Annotated in this window: 25 protein-coding genes; 15 read left to right on the top strand and 10 right to left on the bottom strand. The window is 66.5% G+C overall.

Features of this window, described 5'->3' with window-relative positions:
- Positions 1-11: 11 nt before the first annotated feature.
- Entirely contained in the window at positions 12-248 is a 237-nt protein-coding gene (locus A5744_RS08110) for a hypothetical protein (RefSeq protein WP_076059940.1), read from the top strand.
- Between the two features lie 3 nt (positions 249-251).
- On the opposite strand, the gene A5744_RS08105 is transcribed toward A5744_RS08110, so the two are convergent.
- Positions 252-809 (bottom strand): hypothetical protein, encoded by a 558-nt coding sequence (locus tag A5744_RS08105; RefSeq protein WP_076059939.1) that lies wholly within the window; start codon positions 807-809, stop codon positions 252-254.
- A 176-nt stretch (positions 810-985) separates the two neighbouring features.
- Between A5744_RS08105 and A5744_RS08100 the strand changes: the two genes are divergently transcribed.
- Positions 986-2761 (top strand): DUF4407 domain-containing protein, encoded by a 1776-nt coding sequence (locus A5744_RS08100; protein ID WP_076059937.1) that lies wholly within the window; start codon positions 986-988, stop codon positions 2759-2761.
- Positions 2762-2785: 24 nt separating this feature from the next.
- Here the strand turns inward: A5744_RS08100 and A5744_RS08095 are convergent, their stop codons facing one another.
- Positions 2786-3595 (bottom strand): hypothetical protein, encoded by an 810-nt coding sequence (locus tag A5744_RS08095; RefSeq protein ID WP_076059936.1) that lies wholly within the window; start codon positions 3593-3595, stop codon positions 2786-2788.
- Positions 3595-4935: an FAD-binding oxidoreductase gene (locus A5744_RS08090; RefSeq protein ID WP_076059934.1), complete on the bottom strand. Its 1341-nt coding sequence runs from the start codon at positions 4933-4935 to the stop codon at positions 3595-3597. Before A5744_RS08090 ends, A5744_RS08095 begins: the two co-directional genes overlap by 1 nt.
- A gap of 66 nt (positions 4936-5001) precedes the next feature.
- Here A5744_RS08090 and A5744_RS08085 point away from each other — a divergent pair, with 66 nt between their 5' ends.
- Positions 5002-5748, top strand: a complete 747-nt coding sequence (locus tag A5744_RS08085; protein ID WP_076059964.1) for an IclR family transcriptional regulator — start codon at positions 5002-5004, stop codon at positions 5746-5748.
- A gap of 236 nt (positions 5749-5984) precedes the next feature.
- On the opposite strand, the gene A5744_RS08080 is transcribed toward A5744_RS08085, so the two are convergent.
- From A5744_RS08080 to A5744_RS08065, 4 genes are all read right to left on the bottom strand, one after another.
- Positions 5985-6275: an ANTAR domain-containing protein gene (locus A5744_RS08080; RefSeq protein ID WP_076059932.1), complete on the bottom strand. Its 291-nt coding sequence runs from the start codon at positions 6273-6275 to the stop codon at positions 5985-5987.
- Between the two features lie 232 nt (positions 6276-6507).
- On the bottom strand, positions 6508-6921 hold the full coding sequence (locus tag A5744_RS08075; RefSeq protein ID WP_076059931.1) for a DUF302 domain-containing protein: 414 nt from the start codon (positions 6919-6921) through the stop codon (positions 6508-6510).
- A 40-nt stretch (positions 6922-6961) separates the two neighbouring features.
- The gene (locus A5744_RS08070; protein ID WP_076059929.1) at positions 6962-7231 is read right to left on the bottom strand and encodes a metal-sensitive transcriptional regulator; all 270 of its coding nucleotides are present in this window, start codon (positions 7229-7231) and stop codon (positions 6962-6964) included.
- 104 nt (positions 7232-7335) lie between these two features.
- The gene (locus tag A5744_RS08065; RefSeq protein ID WP_076059928.1) at positions 7336-8556 is read right to left on the bottom strand and encodes a CaiB/BaiF CoA-transferase family protein; all 1221 of its coding nucleotides are present in this window, start codon (positions 8554-8556) and stop codon (positions 7336-7338) included.
- A gap of 196 nt (positions 8557-8752) precedes the next feature.
- Here A5744_RS08065 and A5744_RS08060 point away from each other — a divergent pair, with 196 nt between their 5' ends.
- The 8 genes from A5744_RS08060 to A5744_RS08025 are packed head-to-tail and all read left to right on the top strand — an operon-like array spanning position 8753 to position 17431.
- Positions 8753-9616, top strand: coding sequence for a mycofactocin-coupled SDR family oxidoreductase (locus A5744_RS08060; RefSeq protein WP_076059926.1), 864 nt, complete (start codon positions 8753-8755; stop codon positions 9614-9616).
- A gap of 43 nt (positions 9617-9659) precedes the next feature.
- Positions 9660-10646 (top strand): thiamine pyrophosphate-dependent dehydrogenase E1 component subunit alpha, encoded by a 987-nt coding sequence (locus tag A5744_RS08055; protein WP_076059924.1) that lies wholly within the window; start codon positions 9660-9662, stop codon positions 10644-10646.
- Positions 10647-10650: 4 nt separating this feature from the next.
- Positions 10651-11649, top strand: coding sequence for a pyruvate dehydrogenase complex E1 component subunit beta (locus tag A5744_RS08050; RefSeq protein ID WP_076059923.1), 999 nt, complete (start codon positions 10651-10653; stop codon positions 11647-11649).
- Positions 11642-11878, top strand: coding sequence for a biotin/lipoyl-containing protein (locus A5744_RS08045; protein WP_076059921.1), 237 nt, complete (start codon positions 11642-11644; stop codon positions 11876-11878). The genes A5744_RS08050 and A5744_RS08045 overlap by 8 nt, the downstream gene beginning before the upstream one ends.
- A gap of 27 nt (positions 11879-11905) precedes the next feature.
- Positions 11906-12778 (top strand): enoyl-CoA hydratase-related protein, encoded by an 873-nt coding sequence (locus tag A5744_RS08040; RefSeq protein WP_076059919.1) that lies wholly within the window; start codon positions 11906-11908, stop codon positions 12776-12778.
- A gap of 17 nt (positions 12779-12795) precedes the next feature.
- On the top strand, positions 12796-14334 hold the full coding sequence (locus A5744_RS08035) for an acyl-CoA synthetase (protein WP_076059918.1): 1539 nt from the start codon (positions 12796-12798) through the stop codon (positions 14332-14334).
- 14 nt (positions 14335-14348) lie between these two features.
- Entirely contained in the window at positions 14349-15725 is a 1377-nt protein-coding gene (locus A5744_RS08030; protein WP_139331282.1) for an aromatic ring-hydroxylating dioxygenase subunit alpha, read from the top strand.
- Positions 15722-17431: an FAD-binding protein gene (locus A5744_RS08025; RefSeq protein ID WP_076059914.1), complete on the top strand. Its 1710-nt coding sequence runs from the start codon at positions 15722-15724 to the stop codon at positions 17429-17431. The genes A5744_RS08030 and A5744_RS08025 overlap by 4 nt, the downstream gene beginning before the upstream one ends.
- 77 nt (positions 17432-17508) lie before the next feature.
- On the opposite strand, the gene A5744_RS08020 is transcribed toward A5744_RS08025, so the two are convergent.
- Positions 17509-18354, bottom strand: coding sequence for an enoyl-CoA hydratase-related protein (locus A5744_RS08020; RefSeq protein ID WP_076059962.1), 846 nt, complete (start codon positions 18352-18354; stop codon positions 17509-17511).
- A 73-nt stretch (positions 18355-18427) separates the two neighbouring features.
- Between A5744_RS08020 and A5744_RS08015 the strand changes: the two genes are divergently transcribed.
- From A5744_RS08015 to A5744_RS08005, 3 genes are read left to right on the top strand one after another with little or no spacing between them, the layout of a single operon-like run.
- A complete protein-coding gene (locus tag A5744_RS08015) occupies positions 18428-19282 on the top strand; it encodes an SH3-like domain-containing protein (RefSeq protein ID WP_076059912.1) in 855 nt (284 codons plus the stop codon).
- A gap of 44 nt (positions 19283-19326) precedes the next feature.
- Positions 19327-19986 carry a thiocyanate hydrolase subunit gamma gene (gene scnC, locus A5744_RS08010; RefSeq protein ID WP_076059960.1) on the top strand — a complete coding sequence of 220 codons (660 nt, stop codon included), beginning with the start codon at positions 19327-19329 and terminating at the stop codon, positions 19984-19986.
- 6 nt (positions 19987-19992) lie between these two features.
- Positions 19993-20334, top strand: coding sequence for a thiocyanate hydrolase (locus tag A5744_RS08005; RefSeq protein WP_076059911.1), 342 nt, complete (start codon positions 19993-19995; stop codon positions 20332-20334).
- A 4-nt stretch (positions 20335-20338) separates the two neighbouring features.
- Here the strand turns inward: A5744_RS08005 and A5744_RS08000 are convergent, their stop codons facing one another.
- Both A5744_RS08000 and A5744_RS07995 read right to left on the bottom strand, forming a co-directional pair.
- The gene (locus tag A5744_RS08000; RefSeq protein WP_076059909.1) at positions 20339-20884 is read right to left on the bottom strand and encodes a class I SAM-dependent methyltransferase; all 546 of its coding nucleotides are present in this window, start codon (positions 20882-20884) and stop codon (positions 20339-20341) included.
- A 26-nt stretch (positions 20885-20910) separates the two neighbouring features.
- Positions 20911-22011, bottom strand: coding sequence for an NAD-dependent epimerase/dehydratase family protein (locus A5744_RS07995; RefSeq protein WP_076059907.1), 1101 nt, complete (start codon positions 22009-22011; stop codon positions 20911-20913).
- 184 nt (positions 22012-22195) lie between these two features.
- Here A5744_RS07995 and A5744_RS07990 point away from each other — a divergent pair, with 184 nt between their 5' ends.
- Positions 22196-22786 (top strand): TetR/AcrR family transcriptional regulator, encoded by a 591-nt coding sequence (locus A5744_RS07990; protein WP_076059906.1) that lies wholly within the window; start codon positions 22196-22198, stop codon positions 22784-22786.
- Positions 22787-22839: the final 53 nt, after the last annotated feature.

Genomic DNA, 22839 nt, shown 5'->3' with positions numbered 1-22839 from the left:
GAGGAGGGCTGATGAGGCACGTCTCGCGCGATCTTTTCGGCCATGGCCGCACCACCGGGCGCGTCGCGGTTGCGGCCGCGGTGCTTGCGTTGGTGGTCTGCGTGGTCAATTTTGCGTTGGGCCACGCCAACGCCGGCATCGACGCGGCAATCGTAGGGCTGCTGGCCCTGGGCGCCGGTCTGGACTGGCTTGCCATGGACCGCAGGCGGATACGACAAGCCGAACGCGAATCGCTCGTCGGCCGGTAAACGCTAGGGCCAGGACTCGTTCAGCTGGCGGGCGACGTCGATAACTTGTGCGGCTTGCGACTGAGGCTTGTCGATTTCTTCGGCGACGTATAGCGCGATGAAGCGCCGGATCTCACCGTCAACGCCGGCAAGGATGCGCAATATCTCGCCGCGAAAAGATTTGGACGACACGTTGACGGTGATATCGGACGGCCGCGGTTTCGCGACGTCGACGATCAGCAGCAGCGGCTCGGCGGCTCGTGCCGTGGCGCGCAACGCGATGTCTCCGGAGACCACAAACCGCTGCTTGTCCAGCCGTAGGTCGAGCAGGAGGTCGATCGAGAGCGGAATGTGTATGACGAACGTGATGCTGTCACCCAGGCGGCGCGTGACTCGCGGGTCGCGGATCTTTACGTTGGCGCTGACCTTGGCAATGCCGCCGGGGCCCTGCGCAATCGGCTCCATGGCGAACTCACTGCCCGCGATGTCGGCAAACGCGTTCGCGACTCGCTCGGGGGTCACGGCGACCTCGAAGAACCGGCGGCCGAACTCTTCGTAGGTGACATAATCGTGGTTCTGCATAGGCCTATACCGTCTCATGTCACCTGCCGAAACGGCCGCTGATCTGCTCGCGTCGCAGGAATTTCGCACCGGATGCCCTGATCCCGTTGTGAACAACACCACACCCGGTCGCTTCGATTCGGTGTGTCGGCCGGCGGCCTGGGACCCTGGAGGACTTGGAGGTGTTTTTCAGTCTTATGAGCGCCCACGAAGCTACCGAGTCGCGCTCGGCCACGTCGGCGATCGCGGCACTGTTCACCTGGGTTGGCGGCGGACACTGGCGCGAACTCGGCGAACGTCACGAGCGGTCCACCCATGCCGTCGCCGGCGCCGTCGTCCTGTTCGGGTCCGCGCTGGCCTGGCTGGTGGCGACCTTGGCCGTTTCGGAGTCGGCGCGCTGGCCGGTGCTTGCCATCGTGCCGCTGACCCTCGTCTTCGGCCTGCTGGTAGGGGCGGTGACGCGGGGCACCGCCACAGGTCCCGACCGTGGCCGACCAGGCATTGCCGGACGCGCGGCGGTCGCGACGGCGGTCGGCGTGGTCGTCGGCGAACTCGCCGCGCTGGTGGTGTTCGCCGCATCGATCGAGCATCGCCTCGACGAGCGGGCCCTACGCGGCGCGGACTCGTCGCCCGCCGTCGCGCAAGCGTCGGCGTCGCTGCGACAGACACGGGATGCGCGCACCGCGCTCGACAACGCGGTCGAACAGGCCCGCCTGCATCAGGACCAGGCCTTGGTGGTCGCGCGCTGCGAATTCAATCCCACGCCGGCGTGCCCGCAGACGCGAATCACCGGAGTCCCCGGTGCCGGGCCCGAAACACGAACCGCCAACCAGCTTCTCGCCGATGCGCAGCATGAGCTGGACACCGCTTTGGCGGCTCGCGACCGCCTGGCCCCGGAGCTGGACGCCATAGTCTCCCGCGAGGAGCAGGCGCTGACGCAGGCGCGCCAACACGTGGTCGCGGACGCCGGTCGCGGGCTCGGCGCACGCTGGGTCGCGATGAACGACCTCACTTTCGCCAGCACCGGGGCACTGATGCTGCGGCTGCTGACGATCGCGTTCTTTGTGCTGATCTACCTGCTGCCCATGATCCTGCGGCTCTGGCGTGGCGAGACGACTCAGGATCGGCATGCCTCGGCGCGAGCGGAGCGTGAACGCGCCGAACTCGAGGCGGATACCGCGATTGCGGTCAAGCGGGCCGAGGTTCGCCGCGAGGCCGAAATCCTCTGGGCCGAGCACCAACTCACCCAGGCCCGCCTCGCTGTCGAGGCCCAGGCCGAAATCGACCGCGAGCAGCAACGTCGCCGGGTCGCGGAAGCACTCGAGGGACCGCGGCGCGCGTCGGCGCAGCGTACATTCGAGCCAAGGGAGGAAGACATGTACCTGCCGATCGCCGCGGAAGCGGAGGCGGCCAGCCGAGCGCTCGCCCAATTGCCCACCGGCGCACAGGATCACCGCCCGGAGGACGTCGAGAGCCTGCCGGCGGAGATCGAGGCAAGCGGCGAGGTCGACGCCCACGACGAACGAGCCACACCGTTGATCCCCTCGATTCCGGACGCGACGAAGGCCGCGGCGCGCTGGATTCGCCCGCTGGTGCCGCCGTTCGTTGCGCGGGTGATCGACAACACCACCCAGCCGCTGCGTACCGCCCGTCAGGTGTTCGAAGAGGTCGAGGAGATCACGTTCTCGCTCAAGCGGACTCGCAAAATCACGGTCGACTCCGAGAGTTCGGACCCCGTCGACCGGCAGCCGGCCGACGAGCCGTCCCGACACGGCATTCAATCGTCGCGCGAACGCCACGCGCATGATGAGGTACGTCGTCATCAGCCGCACTCGTCGCGGCCGCTGCCCGGCGGCGACGCGGAGGGTTTGTCACTCCCGCAGCGCGACCACGGGCGGGAGTTGGTGGAGCGAAGCGGACCCCGTCGACTCCGTGCGCCCGACGGCCCGCGCGAATTGCCGCCCGCGGAATAACCGCCGGCATTCGCCTGAGCCCGGTCAATCGTCGCCGAACGAGTCGAACAGCTCGGGTAGGAAACCCGCCAGGTGATTCATCTCCTGGGCGCAGTGCACCAGAAGATTGCGGGCGTACGACTCCGAGTTGCCGAGCACCCGCGCCGCGAGGGGACGAACGGCCCGCGACGCCACGCCAGGAGCGTTGCGCACCGCGATGTGCGGCCCACCCATCCAGAACCGTGACCGCATTTCGGCGCCGCCCTGGGTCGACCGGACCTGATGGACGAACCAGCCCGCGTCCACTGGGGCGTGACCCGAGCCCAGCCGCGCGCAGATCGCCACCGCATCGTCGTTATCGGCGGGCAGGCCCAGGGTGGCCGGCGTGACGAATTGAATTGCGGCATTCAGCCTTGCCGAACCGATGTACTCGCTGATCATCGACCAACGCCCGACGTAGCGCTGCGCGCCCGTACGGCCCGCATCGTCCCCGTCTTTCCATCGAGCCGACAGGTGCGCGCGCGGATGCCAGAGTTTGTATCGATGGGTGTCGCTGCCGTGCCAGCCGAACCACCACGCCCACATCGCGGGCGCGACACCGGGCATGTCGGTACGGACGGACACCTGCATGCTCCCGTCGTCGAGCACGCCGTAGCCGTTCTCCGTCTGCTGGTACCCCTCGTCGGCGAGACTCGCCGCGGATTCGAACGCCAGCAGCGCGGGCCCGGCCTGCGGACCATGATGTAACGCCTCGACGACATGTGATGGCAGCGTTGCCATCTCGGGCTTGAAGAACTTGCCGAACGGCGTCTGGGCGTCGCCGTCGCGATAGCCGAGGTAGAGTTCGCCGTTCATCAGACTCGTCCCATCCAGCTGTTGAACAAACCGTCGGGGTCATAAGCGGCGCGCACCCTGTCCAGGCGAACCATGGCCTCGTCACTGGCGAATCGGGCCGGTCGCTGACCCAGGTTTTCGTCGGCGAGCTGAATTCCGGTGGCCAAGTGCGACATCGCCGCCATGTTGGATCGTGCCCAGTCGCCGTACTTCTCGTCGTCGGATTCGTTCTTCCAGGCGCCGTAGAGCGCCAGATACACCTCGTCTTCGATGCTGTAGGCCATGTCCGGGCGCTGCGGTGACGGCCCCCAGTTCAGCCACAGGAAGTGCGACGGATGGTCCGGGATCGTGTCGATGATGTTGCGAATGCCGGGCAGCAGGTCTTCGGCGGAGGCCGATGTCCACATGTTGTCCGCGGCATAGCGATGGTCGGACAGGTAGTTGCTCATCACGGCGTCGTACCAGGTGGGCATATCGGTTGGGAGGTAAGGAATTTTGACGAGCGCTTTGTCGACAACGGGGACGGTGCCAAAGATCGCCAGCGCCTCCTCCGCTTCCTTTTCGGAATCGGCGAACGCCGGGGAGGCGAACGTGATGGCCGGGCCGTCCAGGTTCATGCTCGGGACGCTTTTGCTTGCGACTATTTGCATTTCGACGCGTCGGTCGACCTCGGCGCTGACGTTACGGGCCCAGGTATAGATCTCGTCTGCCAGCTCGATCGGGTAGACGTACACGCTCGTACCGCAAGCGGCCGGACGCGGGAAGAGCTTGAGATGAAAGGAGGTAACCACTCCGAAGAAGCCGGGTCCTGCCCCGCGCGCGGCCCAGTACAGATCCGGATGGTTCTCCGCGTCGCAGTGAATCAGTTCGCCGGCCGCGGTGACCACGTCGAGTCCGATCACGCTCTCACACGCCAAACCCCAGACGCGGCTGTTCCAGCCGTAGCCGCCCTGAAGCAGATAGCCCCCGACACAGACACCCTTACAGTGGCCGGCGGGAAAGAACAGATTCTGAGCCTCCAGCTCGCCCATGAGCACACTGCCACCCTTCCCCGGGCCGACGACGGCGGTGGCCTTATCGGCGTCGATCGTCGCGTGGTCGACGCCTTTCATGTCGAGCAGCAAGGAGCCGTCACGGAGATGGTTGGCCGCCCAGCTGTGGCCGCCCGACCGGATGCTGACCTTGAGGCCGTTGGCCCGGGCGTAGCGCAGCGCCCCGACGACATCGTCGACGCCCGCGGCCACGACGATCACTTCCGGGTAGCGCTCGGGAACACGTTGGTTCCACACGGTGCCGCGGCGAGCGGTTTCATACCCGTCGTCGCCGCGGAAATAATGCCGACCTGCAGGTAGCGCACTCATCGGGAGCTCCTTTGATCCACAATACGGTTCTTTACGATCCGTAATGCGGAACACTATAGTGGGGTGGTGCCGCGCATGGAACAGAAATCTCAGACGAATCGCGACGAGGGCATCCAGGTCCTGCGTCGCGCCGCCGCAGCGCTGGATGAGATCGCCGCGGAGCCCGGACGCCTGCGCCTCGTCGACCTCAGTGAGCGGCTCGGGCTGGCCAAGTCGACCGCCCGCCGGTTACTGGTGGGCCTTGTCGAAGTCGGTCTGGCCAGTGTGGATTCGCATGGCCGTTTCGCGCTGGGCGATCGCGTGCTGGGGTTCGGCAGCGCCGCCGGTGACCGCGTCGCGGCGATCTTCCGTCCGACCATAGAGCGGGTATCGCGCGCCACCGACGGCGAGACCGTCGACCTGTCGATACTGCGTGGCCAGCGGATGTGGTTCGTGGACCAGATCGAATCGTCACACCGCCTGCGGGCCGTTTCGGCCGTCGGCCTGCGATTCCCGTTAGATGTCACCGCGAACGGAAAGGCGGCCCTCGCCGCGCTCGACGACGCCGACGCCGAGAGCCTCATCGCCCGGTTTGACCCGGTAGTCGCCGAAGGGTTGCGCCGCGAGATCAGCGAGATCCGCGGCACCGGAATCGCTTTCGATCGCGGGGAACACACCCCCGGCATTTCCGCGGCCGCGATCGCACGACGGGCGATGGGTGACATTGTGGTCGCAATATCTGTGCCGGCACCCACCGAGCGTTTCCTCGAGAAGGAGCAACGCATTGTCGACGCTTTGCGCACCGCGGCCGGCGCGCCGGCCTGGACCCGTTGACGACGTCAAGACGCCGACCGGCAGGCGTCACCGAAGAAAATTCACCACGCGATCGTCTGTGACGGCGGGACGTATCGCGCTCTTACGGTAGTGCCTGGTGCGCCGCGATCGAGTGGGCCAATGCAGCCGCAGCGGGAAAACATCACGCTCCGAGGGCTTTTGACTCGCTCGATGAGAGTTGGCAACGGCCGCGGTACCCCCCGGGACCCCGGCCGTGCCAAGTTCCTCTTCGCCACTCAACTCATCACCGCAGCGGACTCGGTGAACAGCGGCCCCCACTCGCGACGCGCCGCGGACTGCGCATCGGTGAAGCTGGTCGTCTTCTCGCCATCACCGGCCAGGTGGACCAGCGCCCAGGCCATTGCAAACACCGGCACCCGGTGACGCAGTGCCGCGCTGTGCAATTCGTCGAAAGCCGCGTCCGAGCGGCACCGCCGGAGTCCGATGAGAATGCCCCGCGCGGTATCGAGAATGCGACCGGAGTTCGGGCCACACGTAGTCTGGGCCGGGACCCAGTTCGCCATCATGCTGCGGATACCTCCTGTTGACGCCTTGCCGAAATCCACCACTCAGTGGAGCCAGGATCCCTTGCGAGTCCCCGCAACTCGCGACCCGATCCTTCAAAGGTGCCCTGTGCCATGATTTGTGGATCGACGTGGTTGTGCCAGACCGGCGCCTACATCGATACGCGGTTGTGATCGTGTTGAGATCGATCAGATGCCAAACACGCGGGCGCAGAAGATAATTCGCGTGAGCCTATCAGCTGACCGGCTGATCGTGTTTCAACGAGTCGATTGCCGCTTGCAGCCTGCCCGTAACCTCTTCGGCGACGGGACGCAGCTCCGGCTCGCCGGTAACCTCCACCAGCAGCCCTGGGTTCATCGCTTCGACGAGCACGGTGTCCGCATCATCAGGGTCCGCGCGCACGACGACGTTGCACGGCAGCAGTAGGCCGATCTGGCGATTCGCCTCCACTGCCCGATGCGCCAGCGGCGGGTTGCAGGCGCCGAGGATCAGGTAGTTCTCCATGTCCTCGCCGAGTTTGGCTTTCAGCGTGGCCTTCATGTCGATTTCGGTCAGTACGCCAAATCCCTGCTCCGCGAGCGCCTCACGAGTCCGTCCGACCGCATCTTCGAAAGAGGCCCGCAGCGGTGTTGAGATCGCGATGTCCATTCGACTTTCCTTTCCTGTCCGGAAGCTGCCCACACGCGCCTCAGGCGAGCGCCAGGAACAGCTTCTCCAGCTCGGCTTCGCTCATGGGTGCCGCGCCGTCGGCGGTGGTACCCGCGACACAGTCCTTCAAGCCGGTTGCCACGATCTTGAACCCGGCGCGGTCGAGGGCTCGCGACACCGCGGCGAGCTGGGTGACGACGTCCTTGCAATCGCGGCCCTGCTCGATCATCGAGATCACCCCGGCGAGTTGTCCCTGAGCGCGGCGCAGGCGGTTGAGCACCGCCGTGATGCTGTGCTGATCGCCGACCACTGGATCCTCCGTTTCGTTGCGCTACCCACCAGTACCCCTGGGGGTATATCGCCAACCGCCACTATACCCCATGGGGTATCAAAATCAAGGGGTGGCCGCCGGCCTCACAGAATGGCTCTGAGGTCCTTTGCCTTGGCGATGTCGTCCCAGTCGACGTCGAGCTCGAGCAGAATCTCCTCGGTATGCTGCCCATGCTCTGGAGCACGCGCCGGACCCGGCGGGGTTTCGTTGAATTGGACGGGCGCCGCGACGATCCGGTATTTCTCGCCGTGGTCGTCGACGTTGGTCACCACGTATCCGTTGGGTTCGACTTGCGGGTCGTTGAGGGTCTCCCGCGGCGTGGCCAGCGCGGCCCATACCCCCGGCTCGTCGGCCAGCGCCCTCTGCCAGTGCGCGAGGTCATGGCGGGCGAACGTCTCGGCCACGATCTCGGTCGCCGCGGCCGCATTGGCGATCAGATTGCTCGACGGCACGAAGCGCTCGTCGGTGGCCAGCTCCGGCAGACCGATCCGCTCGCAGAATCCGGCCCAGAATTTGTCGGGCTGCAAGAAGACCAGCTGAATCCACCTGCCGTCCTTGGTCTTGTACCTATTCACGAGTGGATTGATGGCCAACCCCGGCGGCGCGCCCGGAATACCGTCGATGTCGAAGAAATCGGCCGCGCAAATCGCCGGTGCGATGGCCCACATCGCCTGGGCCAGCAGTGACGAATCGACGATCGTCGGCTCACCGGTGCGCTCCCGGTGGAACAACGCGGCGCACACGCCCCCGGCCAGGGTCGCCCCGCCCTGCAGATCCCCGAACCCCGGGCCCTGGACGGCGGGTGTTTCGGACCCGAACGGCGTCAATGTGTAGGCGACCCCGCCCCGCGCCAGGTAGGTGGCCGCGTCGAAACCGCCGCGATCCCGGTCCGGGCCACGCACCCCGAGGCCGGTCCCCCGCGCGATGATGATCTTCGGGTTGAACGCGCGGATGTCCTCGACGGTCAGCCGGGCCCGTTCGAGTGCCGCGGGCAGCCAATTGGTCAGGAAGACATCCGCACTGGCCAACAGCCGGCCGAACAGATCCCGCCCGGTGTCGGACTTGACGTCGATGGCGATGCTGCGCTTGCCGCGGTTGCCCAACTCGAGAATGAAGTCGGCGTCCGGGCGGGCCGCTTCGCGGGTGAAACCACCGACGACCAGCGCCCGTCCCGGATCTCCGGACGCGACGCCTTCCACCTTGATCACGTCGGCGCCCCAATCCGCCAGGGCGGCACCGGCGGACGGCACGTACGTCCACGAGGCCAATTCGACGACCCGGACCCCACTCAGCACGCCTGACATCGCCGATCCCCTCAGCCGCCACCATTTCTTGCTATTTTAGATATTCTAGCTACTCTAAGGGATACTGAGAGCCCGGCTGCAGCCATGCGCAGTTTTACGTGGAAGAGATGCGATGGAGCCGACCATTGATCCGATCCGAACGGCTTTGGGCCCCAACGTGGGTCGCTGACATAAGCGCGGGGATAAAGGACGGGCGATGGGCAGGGTAGCGGGCAAGGTGGCCGTGATCAGTGGCGCCGCGCGCGGTCAGGGGCGGTCGCATGCGCGGATGCTGGCCGCGGAGGGCGCGGACATCATTGCGGTGGATCTGTGCGCGGATATCGAAACCAACGAGTACCCGCTGGCGCGGCCCGAGGATCTGGAAGAGACCGCGCGCCTGGTCGAGAAGGAGGGCCAGCGCGCGTTCACCGCGATTGCCGACGTCCGCGACCGGGTGGCGCTGGCCACGGCGATCGACGAAGGTGTCGCGGAGTTCGGGCATCTCGACGTCGTGGTCGCCAACGCGGGCATCTGTCCGCTCACCGCGGGGCTGCCGCCGCAGGCCTTCGCCGACGCGGTGGACGTGGACCTGCTCGGTGTGCTCAACCTGGTGCACGCGAGCCTGAAACATCTGCAAGCCGGCGCGTCGATCGTCGTGATCGGGTCCAACGCGGCATTCATGTCGTCGATGAACACCACCGGGATCGACGGCGGTCCCGGCGGGGCCGGGTATGCGTTCGCCAAACTCGCTGCCGCACATTACGTCAACGACTTCGCCCTGGCGTTGGCGAAGTTCTCGATCCGGATGAACGCCGTGCACCCGACGAATGTCAATACCGACATGTTGCACAGCGCACCGATGTACCGGGCCTTCCGACCCGACTTGAAAGAACCGACACGCGAGGATGCCGAACCGGTTTTCCCGGTGGTCCAGGCGATGCCGATCCCCTACGTCGAACCCGAGGACATCAGCGAGGCCGTGGTGTTCCTCGCCTCCGACGCGGCACGCTACATCACCGGTCAGCAGCTGCGAGTGGACGGCGGCGGCTTCCTCAAGGTCAAGCCTTGGTCGGGTGCGTGACGGCAGTGGCACCAATCGGACTGCACCGCAACGGAACTACGCGATGACCGACGCTCACTCCCCAGACGTACAGCGTGACATCTACGCGCTCATGATCCTGATGAAGGCGGCCGATGACCGACTGTCCAAAGGAATCGGCACCGGCGAGTTCATGTGCGTGTACTGGCCCTCGCGCGGCCAGGAGGCGATCGCCGCAGCGATGGGCGTCTCGCTGCGAGCCGACGACCAGCTGGTGACCACGTACCGGGGTCTGCACGACCTCATCGGCAAGGGGGTTCCGCTCGAGGAGATCTACGGCGAGATGATGGGACGCACCGTCGGCGCCAGCCGCGGCAAGGGCGGCACCATGCACATCGCCAAACCCGACAAAGGCGTGATGCTTTCGACCGGGATCGTCGGAGCCGGGCCGCCGGTGGCCGTGGGCCTGGCGATGGCCGCCAAACGCAAGGGCATCGACCGCGTCACGGTGGTCAGCTTCGGTGACGGCGCCACCAACACCGGCTCGTTTCACGAGGCGGCGAACATGGCCGCGTTGTGGGACCTGCCGATGGTGTTCGTGTGCCAGAACAACCAGTACGCCGAGATGACGCCGACCGCCGACACCATGAAGCTCGAACGGGTCGCCGACCGGGCCGCCGGTTACGGCATGCCCGGCATCCGGGTGGACGGCAACGACCCGCTTGCGGTGAAGTCCGCGCTTGACGACGCGCTGCGGCGGGCGCGCGACGGAGCCGGGCCCACCTTCATCGAGTGCGTGACGTTCCGCTTCCGCGGCCACTACTTCGGCGATCGGATGCCGTACATCCCCAAGGACCAACTGGCGGAGGCGATGGCGGCCGACCCGGTGCCGCGGTTCCGCGGCCACCTCGCCGAAGCCGGCATCTGCACCGAAGACGAGCTCGACCGCATCGACACCCATGCCGTCGCGGCCGTGGAGGCGGCGTTGAAAACCGTCATGGGCGCGGAATCCCCGTCGAGCGAGGAACTCGACCAGGACGTGTACGCAACCCCGATCAAGTTCCCGGTGTAAGGACATGGACGACAAAGAGATGACCATGCGCGAGGCGCTGAACCTTGCGCTGGACGAGGCGCTGGCGACCGATGACCGAGTCTTCTTGCTGGGCGAGGACATTGCCGATCCGGGGGCTTCCGGTCCGACCGCCGGGCTGTCGACGAAGTACGGCCACGACCGTGTCCTGGACACGCCGATCTCGGAAGCCGCGATCGTCGGCGCGGCGATCGGCGCCGCGATCGACGGACTGCTGCCGGTGGCCGAGATCATGATCATGGACTTCATCGGCATCGCGGCCGACCAGCTGATCAACAACGCCGCCAAACTGCGATTCATGACCGGCGGGCGCACGACGGCGCCGATCACCGTCCGCACCCAGGTCTACGCGGGACTGGCCACCGGCGCCACGCACTCGCAGAGCCTGGAGGCGTGGTTCATGCACATCCCCGGGATGAAGGTGATCGTGCCCTCCACACCCCGCGACGGGAAAGGCCTTCTCACATCGGCGATCTTCGACGAGGACCCCTGCCTGTTCGTCGAGACGATCCGGCTACAGGGGAAGAAGGGCCCGGTTCCGCTCGACCCGGAATTCTCGATTCCGCTCGGCCAGGCCGACATCAAGCGCCCCGGCACCGACGTGACGCTGATCGCCTACGGACGCCCGGTGCACGACGCGCTCGCGGCCGCGGACACGCTGGCCGAGCAGGGCGTGAGCGCGGAGGTCGTCGACCTGCGCACCCTCGTCCCCCTCGACGTCGAGACGATCGTCGATTCCGCGCGCCGCACCCACCGAGCCGTAATCGTCCACGACGCGGTGCAATTCGCCGGGCCCGGAGCGGAAATCGCCGCGATTCTGCAATCGGAGTTGTTCGGTGAGCTGGCCGCCCCCGTCGAGCGGGTCGGCGCCAGGTTTGTCCCCAACCCGGCCGCGGCCGCGCTCGAGGCGCAGATGTACCCGTCGCCGGCCCGGATCGTAGCGGCCGCGCAGCGAACCCTGGACAGGGCGGAAGCCCGTGGCTGACTTCGTCATTCGCATCCCACGAGTATCGGTGGCCGTCTCGGAAGCCGAGCTGACCGACTTCCTGGTCGATGCCGGTGAGCATGTCGAAGAGGGCACCCCGATCTACGTGATCGCCACCGAAAAGGTGGAGCAGGAAATCGAAGCCGGGGCGTCGGGCACCGTGCAGTGGACGGGCCAGCTCGGCACCACCTACGACATCGGCGCCGAAATCGGCGTCATTACTTCGTAATCGGCAAAGCGAAAGGTACGCAGACACATGGACCTCAACGAGACTCGCGAGAGAATCATCTACGAAAAGGAAGGCCCCATCGCACGGGTCACGCTGAACTGGCCCGAGAAGGCCAACGCCCAGGACCAGAAGCTGGCCGAAGAGGTCGACGCGGCACTGCTGGACGCGGACCGCGACTACGACATCAAGGTGCTGATCCTCAAGGCCAACGGCAAGGGCTTCTGCTCGGGGCACGCCATCGGCAACAACGCGGTCGACTACCCGGAGTTCGTCGAGGGCGCCAAACATATGGGCACACCGTGGAAGCCGCAGACCGACCTGTTCGTCAAGCCCATCCTGAACCTGTGGGAGTTCTCCAAGCCGACCATCGCGGCGGTTCACGGCTACTGCGTCGGCGGCGGCACCCACTACGGGCTGACCACCGACATCGTCATCGCCGCCGAGGACGCCTACTTCTCCTACCCGCCGCTGCAGGGCTTCGGCATGCCGTCGGGCGAATGCTCGATCGAGCCGTGGGTCTTCATGAACTGGCGCCGGGCGGCCTATTACCTGTACCTCGCCGAGGTCATCGACGCCAAGAAGGCGCTGGAGGTCGGCCTGGTCAACGAGGTGGTGCCGAACGACCAACTGGAAGCGCGCGCCGACGCCATCGCCCGCCACATCGCCCAGGCACCGCTGACGACGTTGCTGGCGACCAAGGCCAACCTCAAGCGGGCCTGGGAGCTGATGGGAATGCGGGTGCACTGGCAAAGCTCCAACGACCTCGTCGCGTTGGCCTCGATCAGCAGGGACGTGCAGGAGCTGATACAGCAGGTGTTCAAGGACAAGGTGCTGCCGTCCGAGCAGGCCCGGCGCCAGGCCGCGGCGGCCGCGTCGACCGACGGCGCCGCGACCACGTAACCGTTCGAGGTTCGCTGGTGAACATCGCCGATCACGCGATCGCTGCCACCGAGGCGCCGGCCTTGATCATGGCCGGCGGCCCCACGATCTCGTTCGGCGAGTTGCACGCCCGCAGCCTCCGGGTCGCCGCGATGCTGCACGGCGCCGGGCTGCGCCGTGGCGACGGGGTCGCCCTGGTGCTGCCGAACCGGCCCGAGTTCTTCGAAATCACCTGGGGCTGCCAGCTTTCCGGGCTCTACTACACGCCGGTCAACACGCACTTCACTGCCGAAGAAGTCTGCTATGTCATCGACGACTCCGACGCCAAGGCGGTCTTTGTCGATGCCTCGATGGGCGAACTCGCGGCTCACGTTCGCGACGTCAACGCGGCGGTCGAGGTCCACCTGGTCGTCGGGGGTGCCGCGCCGCCGGGCTGGCGGGCCTATGAGGACGCGCTGGCCGCGGCCGGTGATCCGCCGCCGACGGCGGACGGCTCGGAGATGCTCTACTCGTCGGGCACCACGGGACGTCCCAAGGCCGTTCGCCGTCCGCTTCCGGGCGACGGCAACGGCTCGTGGGCCCAGTCCGTGCTGGAGCTGGCGCTCACCCACAAGTACGGGATGGACCGATCGAGCGTGTACCTCTCCCCCGCGCCGCTCTACCACGCCGCCGGGGTGAACTACACCATGGCGGTCCATCGGGTGGGCGCCGCGGCGATCGTCATGGCGAAATTCGACGCCGAGACCGTTTTGCGACTGATCGAGACGCACGGCGTCACCCACGCGCAGTTCGTGCCGACGATGTTCGTCCGGATGCTCAAGCTGCCCAGGGCCGTCCGCGACAAATACAACGTCTCCAGCCTGCGGTGTGTCATCCACGCGGCCGCCCCTTGCCCGGTCGACGTCAAGCATCAGATGATGAAGTGGTTCGGGCCCATCATCCACGAATACTACGGGGGCACTGAGGGATTCGCGGGTACCACGATCGGTCCCGAGGAGTGGCTGGCCCATCCCGGTTCGGTGGGCATACCGATGGCGCCGGTGCACGTCCTCGACGAGGACGGACGGGAGCTTCCCACGGGGCAGCCTGGAGAGCTTTACTTCGAAGGTGGGCCCGATTTCGAGTACTTCAAGGACCCAGCGAAGACCGCGTCGGTGTCCAACGACCGCGGCTGGCGGTCGCTGGGCGACATGGGCTACGTCGACGAGGACGGGTACATGTACCTGACCGACCGATCGACGTTCATGATCGTCTCCGGAGGGGTGAACATCTACCCGCAGGAGGCCGAGAACGTCCTGGTGATGCATCCGAAACTGGTCGATGCGGCGGTTTTCGGCGTGCCCAACGACGAGTTCGGCGAAGAGGTCAAGGCCGTCGTACAACCGGCCGAAGGCGTCACGCCCGGGCCCGATCTCGAGGCGGAGCTCATCGAATACTGCCGGGCACACCTGGCCGGCTACAAGTGCCCGCGCACCGTCGAATTCGAGCCCGAACTGCCCCGGGACCCGAACGGAAAGCTCTACAAAAGGCGTATCCGCGAACGCTATTGGCAGGGCAGGGCGTCGCGCATCCTATGAACGAGGGAACGAAAATGGTGAGCACCGATGTGCACTGGACGCCGCTGCCGGTGCCGTGGGCGGTGGAGACGGTCGACCGGATTCCCAAGCAGCGCTACTACGATCCGGAGTTCTACGCGCTGGAGAAGGAGATGTTCTGGCCGCGCGTGTGGCAGATGGCCTGCCGGCTCGAGGAAATCCCCAAGCCCGGCGACTTCGTGGAGTACGAGATCCTCGACGAGTCGATCATCGTGGTGCGAGTCGACGCCCAGAACGTCCGCGCGTACCACAATGCGTGCCGTCACCGCGGGGTAAAGCTGGTGGAGGGCAACGGAAATCGGCGTACCTTCGTCTGCCCGTTCCACGGCTGGTGCTGGGGCATCGACGGCCGCAACACGTTCGTGTTGCGACCGGAGGAGTTCGCCGAGGAGAACCTGCGCCCGCACGACCTGCAACTCGTCTCCGTCCGGTGCGAGCTTTGGGGTGGCTGCGCATGGATCAACCTCGACGACGGCGCGCCCCCGTTGCGGGACTGCATGGAGCCGTTCGCCTCGATCTATGACGCCTGGAAGGTGGAATCGCTGCGCGTCGAGTGGTGGCAATCGTGTCGACTACCGGTGAACTGGAAGCTCGCGACGGCGGCGTTCATGGAGGGCTACCACGTCCCGCAGACGCACCCGCAGCTGCTCCCCTCGGCGCAGACGGGCAGCCCGTCCGAGGCGGTGCATCCCGTCGTCGCCAGCAGCCTGTACTTCATGCGCACCCTCGGCGACGGCATGGGCGGCATGACCCACGAGAACGACATCCGCATCGCCGAGGGGCTGCAGACCATCGCGCTTCCGTCCGATCCGGCCGAGGCGATGACCGCCTGGCGTAGCGCCCTCAACGACGCCGTGGTCGGCTGGCACCGGGCCCGCGGCAGCGACATGCCGGACCTCAACGATCTGATCCGCCGCGGGATCACCGACGCGATCGGCTTCTGCTTCCCGCACCACTTCATCCTGCCCACCTACAGCAGCGCCTCGTCGTACCGGATCCGCCCGCTGGGCCCCGAGGAAACGTTGTTCGAAATCTGGTCGTTGACGCGTTTGCCCGCGGACTGGTCCGCGGGCAAGCCGACACCACCCGAGCCGATGGCGCCCGACGATCCGCGCTGGCCACCGATCCCCGCCCAGGACTTCTCGAACCTGCCGCGTCAGCAAAAAGGGCTGCACTCCAAGGGATTCGAATACATGCGGCTGTCGAATCGGATCGAGGGACTGATCTCCAATTTCGAACGCGTCGTCGACGGCTTCCTCGCCGGCCTGCCGTACGAATCGCTGGTGCCCGCGATTCAGAAGACCAACACCACCATTGACGTTCCGGTCGCCGACCTCGGCTTTGGCTCGAGCACCGCCGCGGAGGCACGATGACGACCCGTTGGGACCGCTCCGTCGACCTGCTCATCGCCGGAAGCGGCGGCGGTGGCATGGTCGCCGGGCTGGCCGCGCTCGACTCTGGGCTGGAGCCGCTGATCGTCGAGAAGCAGGCCCTCGTGGGCGGTTCCACCGGACTCTCGGGCGGCATCGTGTGGATGCCGAACAACCCGTTGATGCGGGCCGACGGAATCGCCGATTCACACGAGGCCGGTTTGGCTTATCTGGCCGACGTGGTCGGCGACATCGGCGCCGCGTCCTCGCCCGCACGTCGTGAAGTCTTTCTCACCGCCGGCTTCGAGATGATCAATTTCCTTGTTCGCAAAGGGGTCCGGCTGATCCGATGCGCCGGCTGGAGCGACTACTACCCAAACCATAAGGGCGGCAACGAGTCCGGACGCGCGGTCGAAGGCGTTCCCTTCGACGCCGCCGAGCTCGGGAGCTGGCACGACAAGGTGCAGCCGCCGCTGGCGAAGAACTACGGGTACGTGGTGCTGACCAACGAGCTGCGCTCGGTTCAGTATTTCAACCGTTCGCCGCGCGCGTTCGCGGTGGCGACAAAGGTGTTCCTGCGCACCGCATCCGCGCGGATCCGCCGGCGCCAGATCCTGACCAACGGCGCCTCGCTGATTGCCCAGATGTTGAAGGCGCTGATCGATCTCGGCGGGGATCCTGGGGGCGAGCCTCCGTTGTGGACCGATGCCCCGATGGAGGACCTCATCGTCGAAGACGGCCGGGTCGTCGGCGCCCGCGTCCGCCACGACGGCGAAACGCTGAACATCGAGGCGCGCAAGGGTGTGCTGCTGGCCGCCGGCGGCTTTGGCCACAACAAGGAGATGCGGCGCAAATACAGCGGGGACCAGCCGAACGAGGCGCAGTGGTCGATCGCCAACGCCGGGGACACCGGCGAGGTGTTGCAGACGGCGATGCGCCTGGGCGCCAAAACCGATCTGCTGGACGAAGCATGGTGGCTGCCTTCGGTTTTCATCGCCAACGGTGGCGCCGCGGCCGCGTCACTCGGGTCGGGAAGGCAGCGACCCGGGGCCATCTACGTCGACTCGACGGGCAGGCGGTTCTGCAACGAGTCCAACTCCTACGTCGAGGTCGGCAAAGCGATGTATGCCAACAAGGCGGTGCCGTGCTGGATGATCTTCGACGAGGGTTACGTTCGCCGATACGTCACCAGCAGCAATCCCCTCAAACGCAACCGGCAGCTGCCGCCCGAGCTGATCGAGGGCGGCGCGGTGAAGCGGGCCGACACCATCGGCGACCTCGCCCGTGAAATCGACCTTCCCGCAGACGAACTGGCGCGCACCGTCGCGCGGTTCAACCGGTTCGCCGCCAAGGGCCTGGACCCCGACTTCGGCCGCGGGCAGTCGGCCTACAACGACTGCCTGGGCGATCCCGGCTACCGCCCGAACGCTGCGGTCGGCCCGCTCGACCGCGCGCCGTACTACGCCACCAGGGTGCTCCCGGCGGACGTCGGGACGTGTGGCGGTGTGATTACCAACGAATACGCGCAGGTCCTCGACGAGCAGGACCGGGTGATCGAGGGTCTGTACGCCACCGGCAATACCACCGCGACGGTGATGGGCCGGACGTATCCGGGCGCCGGCGCGAGCATCGCCAACACGATGGTGTTCGGTTACGTCGCGGCGCGCCATGCCGCGGGCCGCAAGATCGCCGGCGAGATGAGCCGCTAACTCCCCGCGCCCGGCTCCAACGTGACTGCAGCGTCACGCTCGGCCTCGAACGTGACTGCAGCGTCACGTTCGCGGGGCTAGTCCCCCGAGTCCGTCTCGTCGCGGCCGATAAATTCGCGCGGCTTCATGCCCGACTGCATGAGCTCGGCCCGCCGCGCCTGAACATCGGACGCCGCACCGACCATGTTGGTCAGGATGTGGCTGACCTGCAGATGTACCCGCATGCCCATCAGCTCCCAGGCCCGCTTGACGTTGCTCTTCACCGCCATCAGCGTGGTCAACGGGATTTGCGCGATCTTGCGCGCCATCTCCTCGACGGTGTCCTCGAGATCTTCGCGTGGCACCACCCTGTTGAGCAGGCCCCAATCCAGGGCTTGCTGCGCGGACAGCGTCGGCGCCAGCAACAACCAGTCCATGGTCCGGTGCCAGTTCATCATCAACCACGGCTCGATCATGGTGTGGCCGCCGGGTTCCCCGAGGCTTTGGGCCAGCGGCATCTGGAAATACGCGTCCTCGGACGCCACGCAGAAATCCGTCAGCAGCCCGAGATAAATCCCGCCGCCCATGCAATAACCGTGGATCTGCGAGATCGTCGGTTTGGGGAATTCCCACAAATACAGCGTCGGCCACAGGAACAGGTCCGCGGTGCCCTTATAGAGATCCTCGAACGTATTCCCGAAATCCGGGTACGGGTTCTCGTCCGGACCCCAGCGGGCCACGTGGCCGCCGCAGAAGCCCTTGCCGTTGGCCTTGAGAATGACGACCTTGATCTCCTTGTCGCGGTCGGCCTCCTTCAGGCAGCCGTCGACTTCGGTGACCAGAACCGCATCTTTGGTGTTGGCCTTTTCGGGCCGATTCAGAATGATCCGGGCAATCGGCGGTTCGCGTTCGTAAATGACCGCTTCGAGCTCGCGCCGCTCCATCTTCGTGACATTACCGGACACGGGATTCGCTTAGTGGTTGCGCGATCTCGGCGCTAGGAGTGAGCTGTAGGCCATGACGACTCCGTCGGACCGGGTAGCCCGTCTCGACCTGGTTGCCCGGCTCAAATCCTCCTACCCAGAACTTCCCGACGCGCCGACGCCCGATCTGATCGACCACGAGCGGTTCGACGCGTATACCAAGACCCCGCACGACGTCGGCGGCGAACCGGATGCCCCGATCCCGTGGGAGAACAAGCAATACGAGGCATGGGAAGAAAACACCTATGTCATGTGTGAGGTTCTCGGCTGGCGCGGAATCTGGCTGTCGGAGGAACGCCGCCGGATGGGCAACGTCGACCTCGGTCGCACGATCTACCTCGGACTGCCCTACTACGGGCGCTGGCTGCTGGCCGTGGCGCGCATCCTTGTCGAGAAGCATCACATCGGCCTGACCGAGTTGGCCGAACGGATGGCCGAGGTGAAGGGCCGGTATCAAGGTGGCCTGCGGGGCAAGCCCCTCGAGGCCAAGCCGAAGTTCGAAGGCGATCCGTCCACCGTCGACCGCAACCGTCACCACACGCACGCGGTCGGCAAGGGCGACCCCCAGGTGTACGCCGGACAAGCGGGCGAACCGAAGTTCCGGGTCGGCGACCAGGTCGTCGTTCGGGACCTGCCCATCCTGTTCTATACCCGCACCCAGGAGTATGTGCGTGGCGCCAAGGGCGAGATCGCCGTCGTCTCGTACGAAAGCCCCGCTGCCGAGGATGAAACCTGGGACGGGCCCGACCAGAAGCCCGAATGGTTCTACATCGTTCGGTTCAACCTCGCCGAGCTGTGGCACGGCTATACCGGGCCGGACACTGACACGGTGCAGACGGAAATCCCCGAGCGGTGGCTCGAAGCGGCCGGCGAAAGGACCTCAGCGTGACCGCACACGACCACGACCACGACCACGACCGTACCGCCGCACCGATGGTGGATGAGATCACCGACTTCGAAGTACTCGAGATCGCCCTTCGCGAATTATGTATCGAGAAGGGGATTTTCACCGCTGAGGACCATCGCCGCTTCACCGAATTCGCCGAGCAGATCGGCCCGACGCCCGCCGCTCACCTCGTGGCCCGGGCATGGCTCGATCCTGGCTTCAAGAAGCTGGCCCTCTCCGACCCGCTTGCGGCCAGTAGGGAAGTCGGTGTCGACTGGCTGCAACCGACGGGTTTCGGAACACCGAGTGACTTCACGGCCTTTCACGTGCTCGAAGACACGCCCACCCTGCACCACGTCATCGTGTGCACGTTGTGCTCCTGCTATCCGCGCCCCATTCTTGGCAATTCACCCGAGTGGTACCGCACACCCAACTTCCGCCGCCGCATCGTGCGCTGGCCGCGGCAAGTGCTGGCGGAGTTCGGGCTGTACCTCCCGGAAGAGGTCGAGATTCGCGTGGAGGATTCCAACCAGAAGCACCGTTTCATGGTGATGCCCGTCCGTCCTGAAGGAACCGAGGGCTGGACCGAAGACCAGCTCGCCGAAATCGTCACCCGCGATTGCCTGATCGGTGTCGCTTTGCCCAAAGCGGGGGTGACCTCCAACGTGATCACCCAAACGCGCCCGGCCATCCATCCCGTGGACTAGCGACAGATGAGCAATTCGATCGCACCGTTGTCCAAAATTGTTGAACGCAACCAGGTCTGGAGCCGCATGGCGGCCAAGCATGGCGTCGATAACCCCGTGCCGCCGTGGAAGACGAGCCTCGACGGCATGTGCGATGCGCTCGACCAAAGTGCTTGCGGCCCAGAAATACTCAGCTTCGTCGATCGGCGTGACGAAGAGGACGCGTTGTCGGCAACCGTTTACTCGAATCTGCCCTACCCCGAGAACCGGCTGGTTGCGCTGGCGCACTCGCTGGTGGCGCGTGGCGTCATCGGCGAGGCGGAGCTCGAAGAGCGAATGGCCGTGGTGCGGGCCAGGCTGGAGGCCTGAGTCGTCAAGCGCGGGCCAGCAACCAGGCGCAGCCCTCCCCTTCGCCGGCGGCCACCACGTTGAGTGCGGCGAATGCCGCGGGCAGCTCGCCGGGCGTGGCACGGAATGGCCCTGGCTCGGCCCCTACTTCGCTGAGTGCCGCGATCGCGAGCAAGCCGCCGGGCGCAAGCCGCCCGATGATTGCCCCGTCCAGGCGGCGGTCGCGGAATTTGTGGCAGAGGACGACGTCGACGGGCGGCCCGTCCGGCAGACCGTCGTCGAGATCGACGACATCGAACCGGCAGCGATCGGCGACGCCGCGTCGCTCGGCCAGATGCCGCGCCTGGGTGATGGCCACCGGAGAGACGTCCAGCCCCCAGACGGTCAAGCCTCGGCGGGCCAGCCAGACCGCGCCGAGCCCCTGGCCGCATGCCACATCGAGGGCCCGGCCCGCGGTCGGGAATGCCTCCGCATAGCCGGCGAACACGCCGGGTGGGTCGGGGTCGCCGGCGTCGGCCGGGCCCCGGCTGGTGTACCGCTGATCCCAGCGGTGGCGGTCCTCCCTGCTCACAGGCGCCACCTTAAGCGCGTGGGTGCCTACCGCCGCACGGCCGGTGTCTCCGCGTCGACATGGGTCGCCGGACGGGGGTCGCCCCAGCGTTTCGCGATCGCTCCCCACGGGTCCGCGTGGTGACCGGGGAATCCGCGATACGGCGAGCGCCGTCTGAGATACCAGCGCAGCAGGGGCGCGAGCGGCCGCAGCAGCCAGCGGCGCCACCCGACCCTGGCGCGGATCTCGGCGTACATGGCGGGCAGCGAATGGCGTTGGTAGCCAAGCACATTCTGAGCGTGCTCGGTGTCCATCCAGTCGGTGGCGAACCAGGCCCGGTCGTCGTCGGGGTTGCCCGGCCGTCCCGCCGGCAACCCGCCCCGCAAGCCCATTGCCGCGACGGCCTCGGTGGTCACGTTGGCCTGCGTGACGCGGTGGGTGTCGTCGCCGCCGACGAGAAATATTTCGCGGACGTGCTCGGTTTCGGTGGCCGCGCGAAACGCGCGGGCGACGTCGCGCACGTCGACGGTTTGGATGCGTCCGTCGGAGGGCAGTACCGCTTCGAAGAAGATCAGGTCGCGGTCCAGTGCCCACTGCGGTTCGGCCAGGAGCACCCCGCCGAGCCGGAGTATCACCCAGTCCAGCTCCGAATTGGTCACGCACTCCTCCGCCAGGACCTTGTGGGCGCCGTAGAGGTCGCTGGGTTGCGTCGGCGTCGACGTCGTCAACAACTCATCGGTGCGGTGCGGATTGCGGGCGCCGTAGACCGCGACGCTGGACGCTTGCACGAAACGCGGCGGGGTCGGCATCGCCGAGGCCGCCCGGACCAGGCTCGCGGTGGCGTCCACATTGACCGCGTGTGCCAGCCCGGGGCGCGCATAGCAGAAAGGCGGAATGATGGCGGCCAAATGAATGACGGCCGTGGGTGTTACGTCGGCGAGCAGGGCGTCCACGTCCGTCGCCGAGGTCAGGTCGGCCCACCGTACGTCCACCCCGGGGCGGGCGGTGAAGGCGTCGGCGCGTTTGCGATTCGCGGGAACGTCGAGATCCGTCGCGACAACCCGGCAACCCTGGCTGGCGAGCTCGGCCACCACCGCCGAGCCGACCAGGCCGAATGCCCCCGTAACGAGAACACAACTATCGGTCATGGCGGCCCCCCTCGACAAATTTCTGGACAGATGTCTGTATTTGGTGCCCGAGGCTAGCGGCTTCACCGCCAGCGGGCAAGGTCAACCAAACTGCGAAAGGACGCCGTATTCGCCGTAATAGGTGGATCGGCGCCGCCCGCGCGCAGAATTGTCGGCTCTACCTTTTGTTCCCTACACTGGACGGGTGTCTAGAGACGTTGCTCCTCCCGTCCGCGCTGGGGCACGCACATCCCGCCGGTCCGACCGCCGGCCCGGGCAGACGATCCGCAAAGTACTCGACGCCGGTCTGGCGGAATTGCGCGAATCGTCCTACGCCACCCTGACCATGCGTGCCGTCGCCAGCCGGGCCGGTGTATCGCCGGCCAGCGCCTACACGTACTTTCCGTCGAAAAGCGCGTTGGTGGCGGCCGTGTATCTGCGCTTACTGCGGGAACTTCCGCTGCACACCCACAACGACACCACCAAGACCCGGGTCAGTGCGACGATGCGGGACATGGCGATGGTCGTCGCCGACGAGCCGGAGTTGACCATCGCATGCGGGGCGGCGCTGATGGCCGACGATCCGGCGGTCAAGCCGCTGCGCGAACAGATCGGCGAAGAGGTGTCCAGACGGATCGGGGCCGCGCTGGGCCCGGGCTGGCCGCGCGCGGTGAAATCCACCCTGCAAATGACTTTCGCCGGTGCCCTGATGACGGCGCGGTTCGTCAGCTACGACGAAATCGCCGGCCAACTCGACGAGGCGGTCAACCTCATACTCGGGGCATCCGTCGCCTGAAACGCCGGACGGCTGTGCCCCCACGGCGCCGTCGCTGCACACTCGAAGCCGTC

The sequence above is a fragment of the Mycobacterium sp. IS-1264 genome, assembly GCF_001954195.1.
Taxonomy (GTDB): Bacteria; Actinomycetota; Actinomycetes; order Mycobacteriales; family Mycobacteriaceae; genus Mycobacterium.
The sequence above is the reverse complement of the archived record's forward strand: the minus strand, read 5'-3'. Positions and strand labels throughout refer to the sequence as shown.

Coding starts and splice junctions, on each gene's coding strand:
- A5744_RS08110 (WP_076059940.1), top strand. CDS start 12: ATGAGGCACGTCTCGCGCGATCTTTTCGGCCATGGCCGCACCACCGGG.
- A5744_RS08105 (WP_076059939.1), bottom strand. CDS start 809: ATGCAGAACCACGATTATGTCACCTACGAAGAGTTCGGCCGCCGGTTC.
- A5744_RS08100 (WP_076059937.1), top strand. CDS start 986: ATGAGCGCCCACGAAGCTACCGAGTCGCGCTCGGCCACGTCGGCGATC.
- A5744_RS08095 (WP_076059936.1), bottom strand. CDS start 3,595: ATGAACGGCGAACTCTACCTCGGCTATCGCGACGGCGACGCCCAGACG.
- A5744_RS08090 (WP_076059934.1), bottom strand. CDS start 4,935: ATGAGTGCGCTACCTGCAGGTCGGCATTATTTCCGCGGCGACGACGGG.
- A5744_RS08080 (WP_076059932.1), bottom strand. CDS start 6,275: ATGATGGCGAACTGGGTCCCGGCCCAGACTACGTGTGGCCCGAACTCC.
- A5744_RS08075 (WP_076059931.1), bottom strand. CDS start 6,921: ATGGACATCGCGATCTCAACACCGCTGCGGGCCTCTTTCGAAGATGCG.
- A5744_RS08065 (WP_076059928.1), bottom strand. CDS start 8,556: ATGTCAGGCGTGCTGAGTGGGGTCCGGGTCGTCGAATTGGCCTCGTGG.
- A5744_RS08060 (WP_076059926.1), top strand. CDS start 8,753: ATGGGCAGGGTAGCGGGCAAGGTGGCCGTGATCAGTGGCGCCGCGCGC.
- A5744_RS08055 (WP_076059924.1), top strand. CDS start 9,660: ATGACCGACGCTCACTCCCCAGACGTACAGCGTGACATCTACGCGCTC.
- A5744_RS08050 (WP_076059923.1), top strand. CDS start 10,651: ATGGACGACAAAGAGATGACCATGCGCGAGGCGCTGAACCTTGCGCTG.
- A5744_RS08040 (WP_076059919.1), top strand. CDS start 11,906: ATGGACCTCAACGAGACTCGCGAGAGAATCATCTACGAAAAGGAAGGC.
- A5744_RS08030 (WP_139331282.1), top strand. CDS start 14,349: ATGGTGAGCACCGATGTGCACTGGACGCCGCTGCCGGTGCCGTGGGCG.
- A5744_RS08025 (WP_076059914.1), top strand. CDS start 15,722: ATGACGACCCGTTGGGACCGCTCCGTCGACCTGCTCATCGCCGGAAGC.
- A5744_RS08020 (WP_076059962.1), bottom strand. CDS start 18,354: ATGGAGCGGCGCGAGCTCGAAGCGGTCATTTACGAACGCGAACCGCCG.
- A5744_RS08015 (WP_076059912.1), top strand. CDS start 18,428: ATGACGACTCCGTCGGACCGGGTAGCCCGTCTCGACCTGGTTGCCCGG.
- scnC (WP_076059960.1), top strand. CDS start 19,327: ATGGTGGATGAGATCACCGACTTCGAAGTACTCGAGATCGCCCTTCGC.
- A5744_RS08005 (WP_076059911.1), top strand. CDS start 19,993: ATGAGCAATTCGATCGCACCGTTGTCCAAAATTGTTGAACGCAACCAG.
- A5744_RS07995 (WP_076059907.1), bottom strand. CDS start 22,011: ATGACCGATAGTTGTGTTCTCGTTACGGGGGCATTCGGCCTGGTCGGC.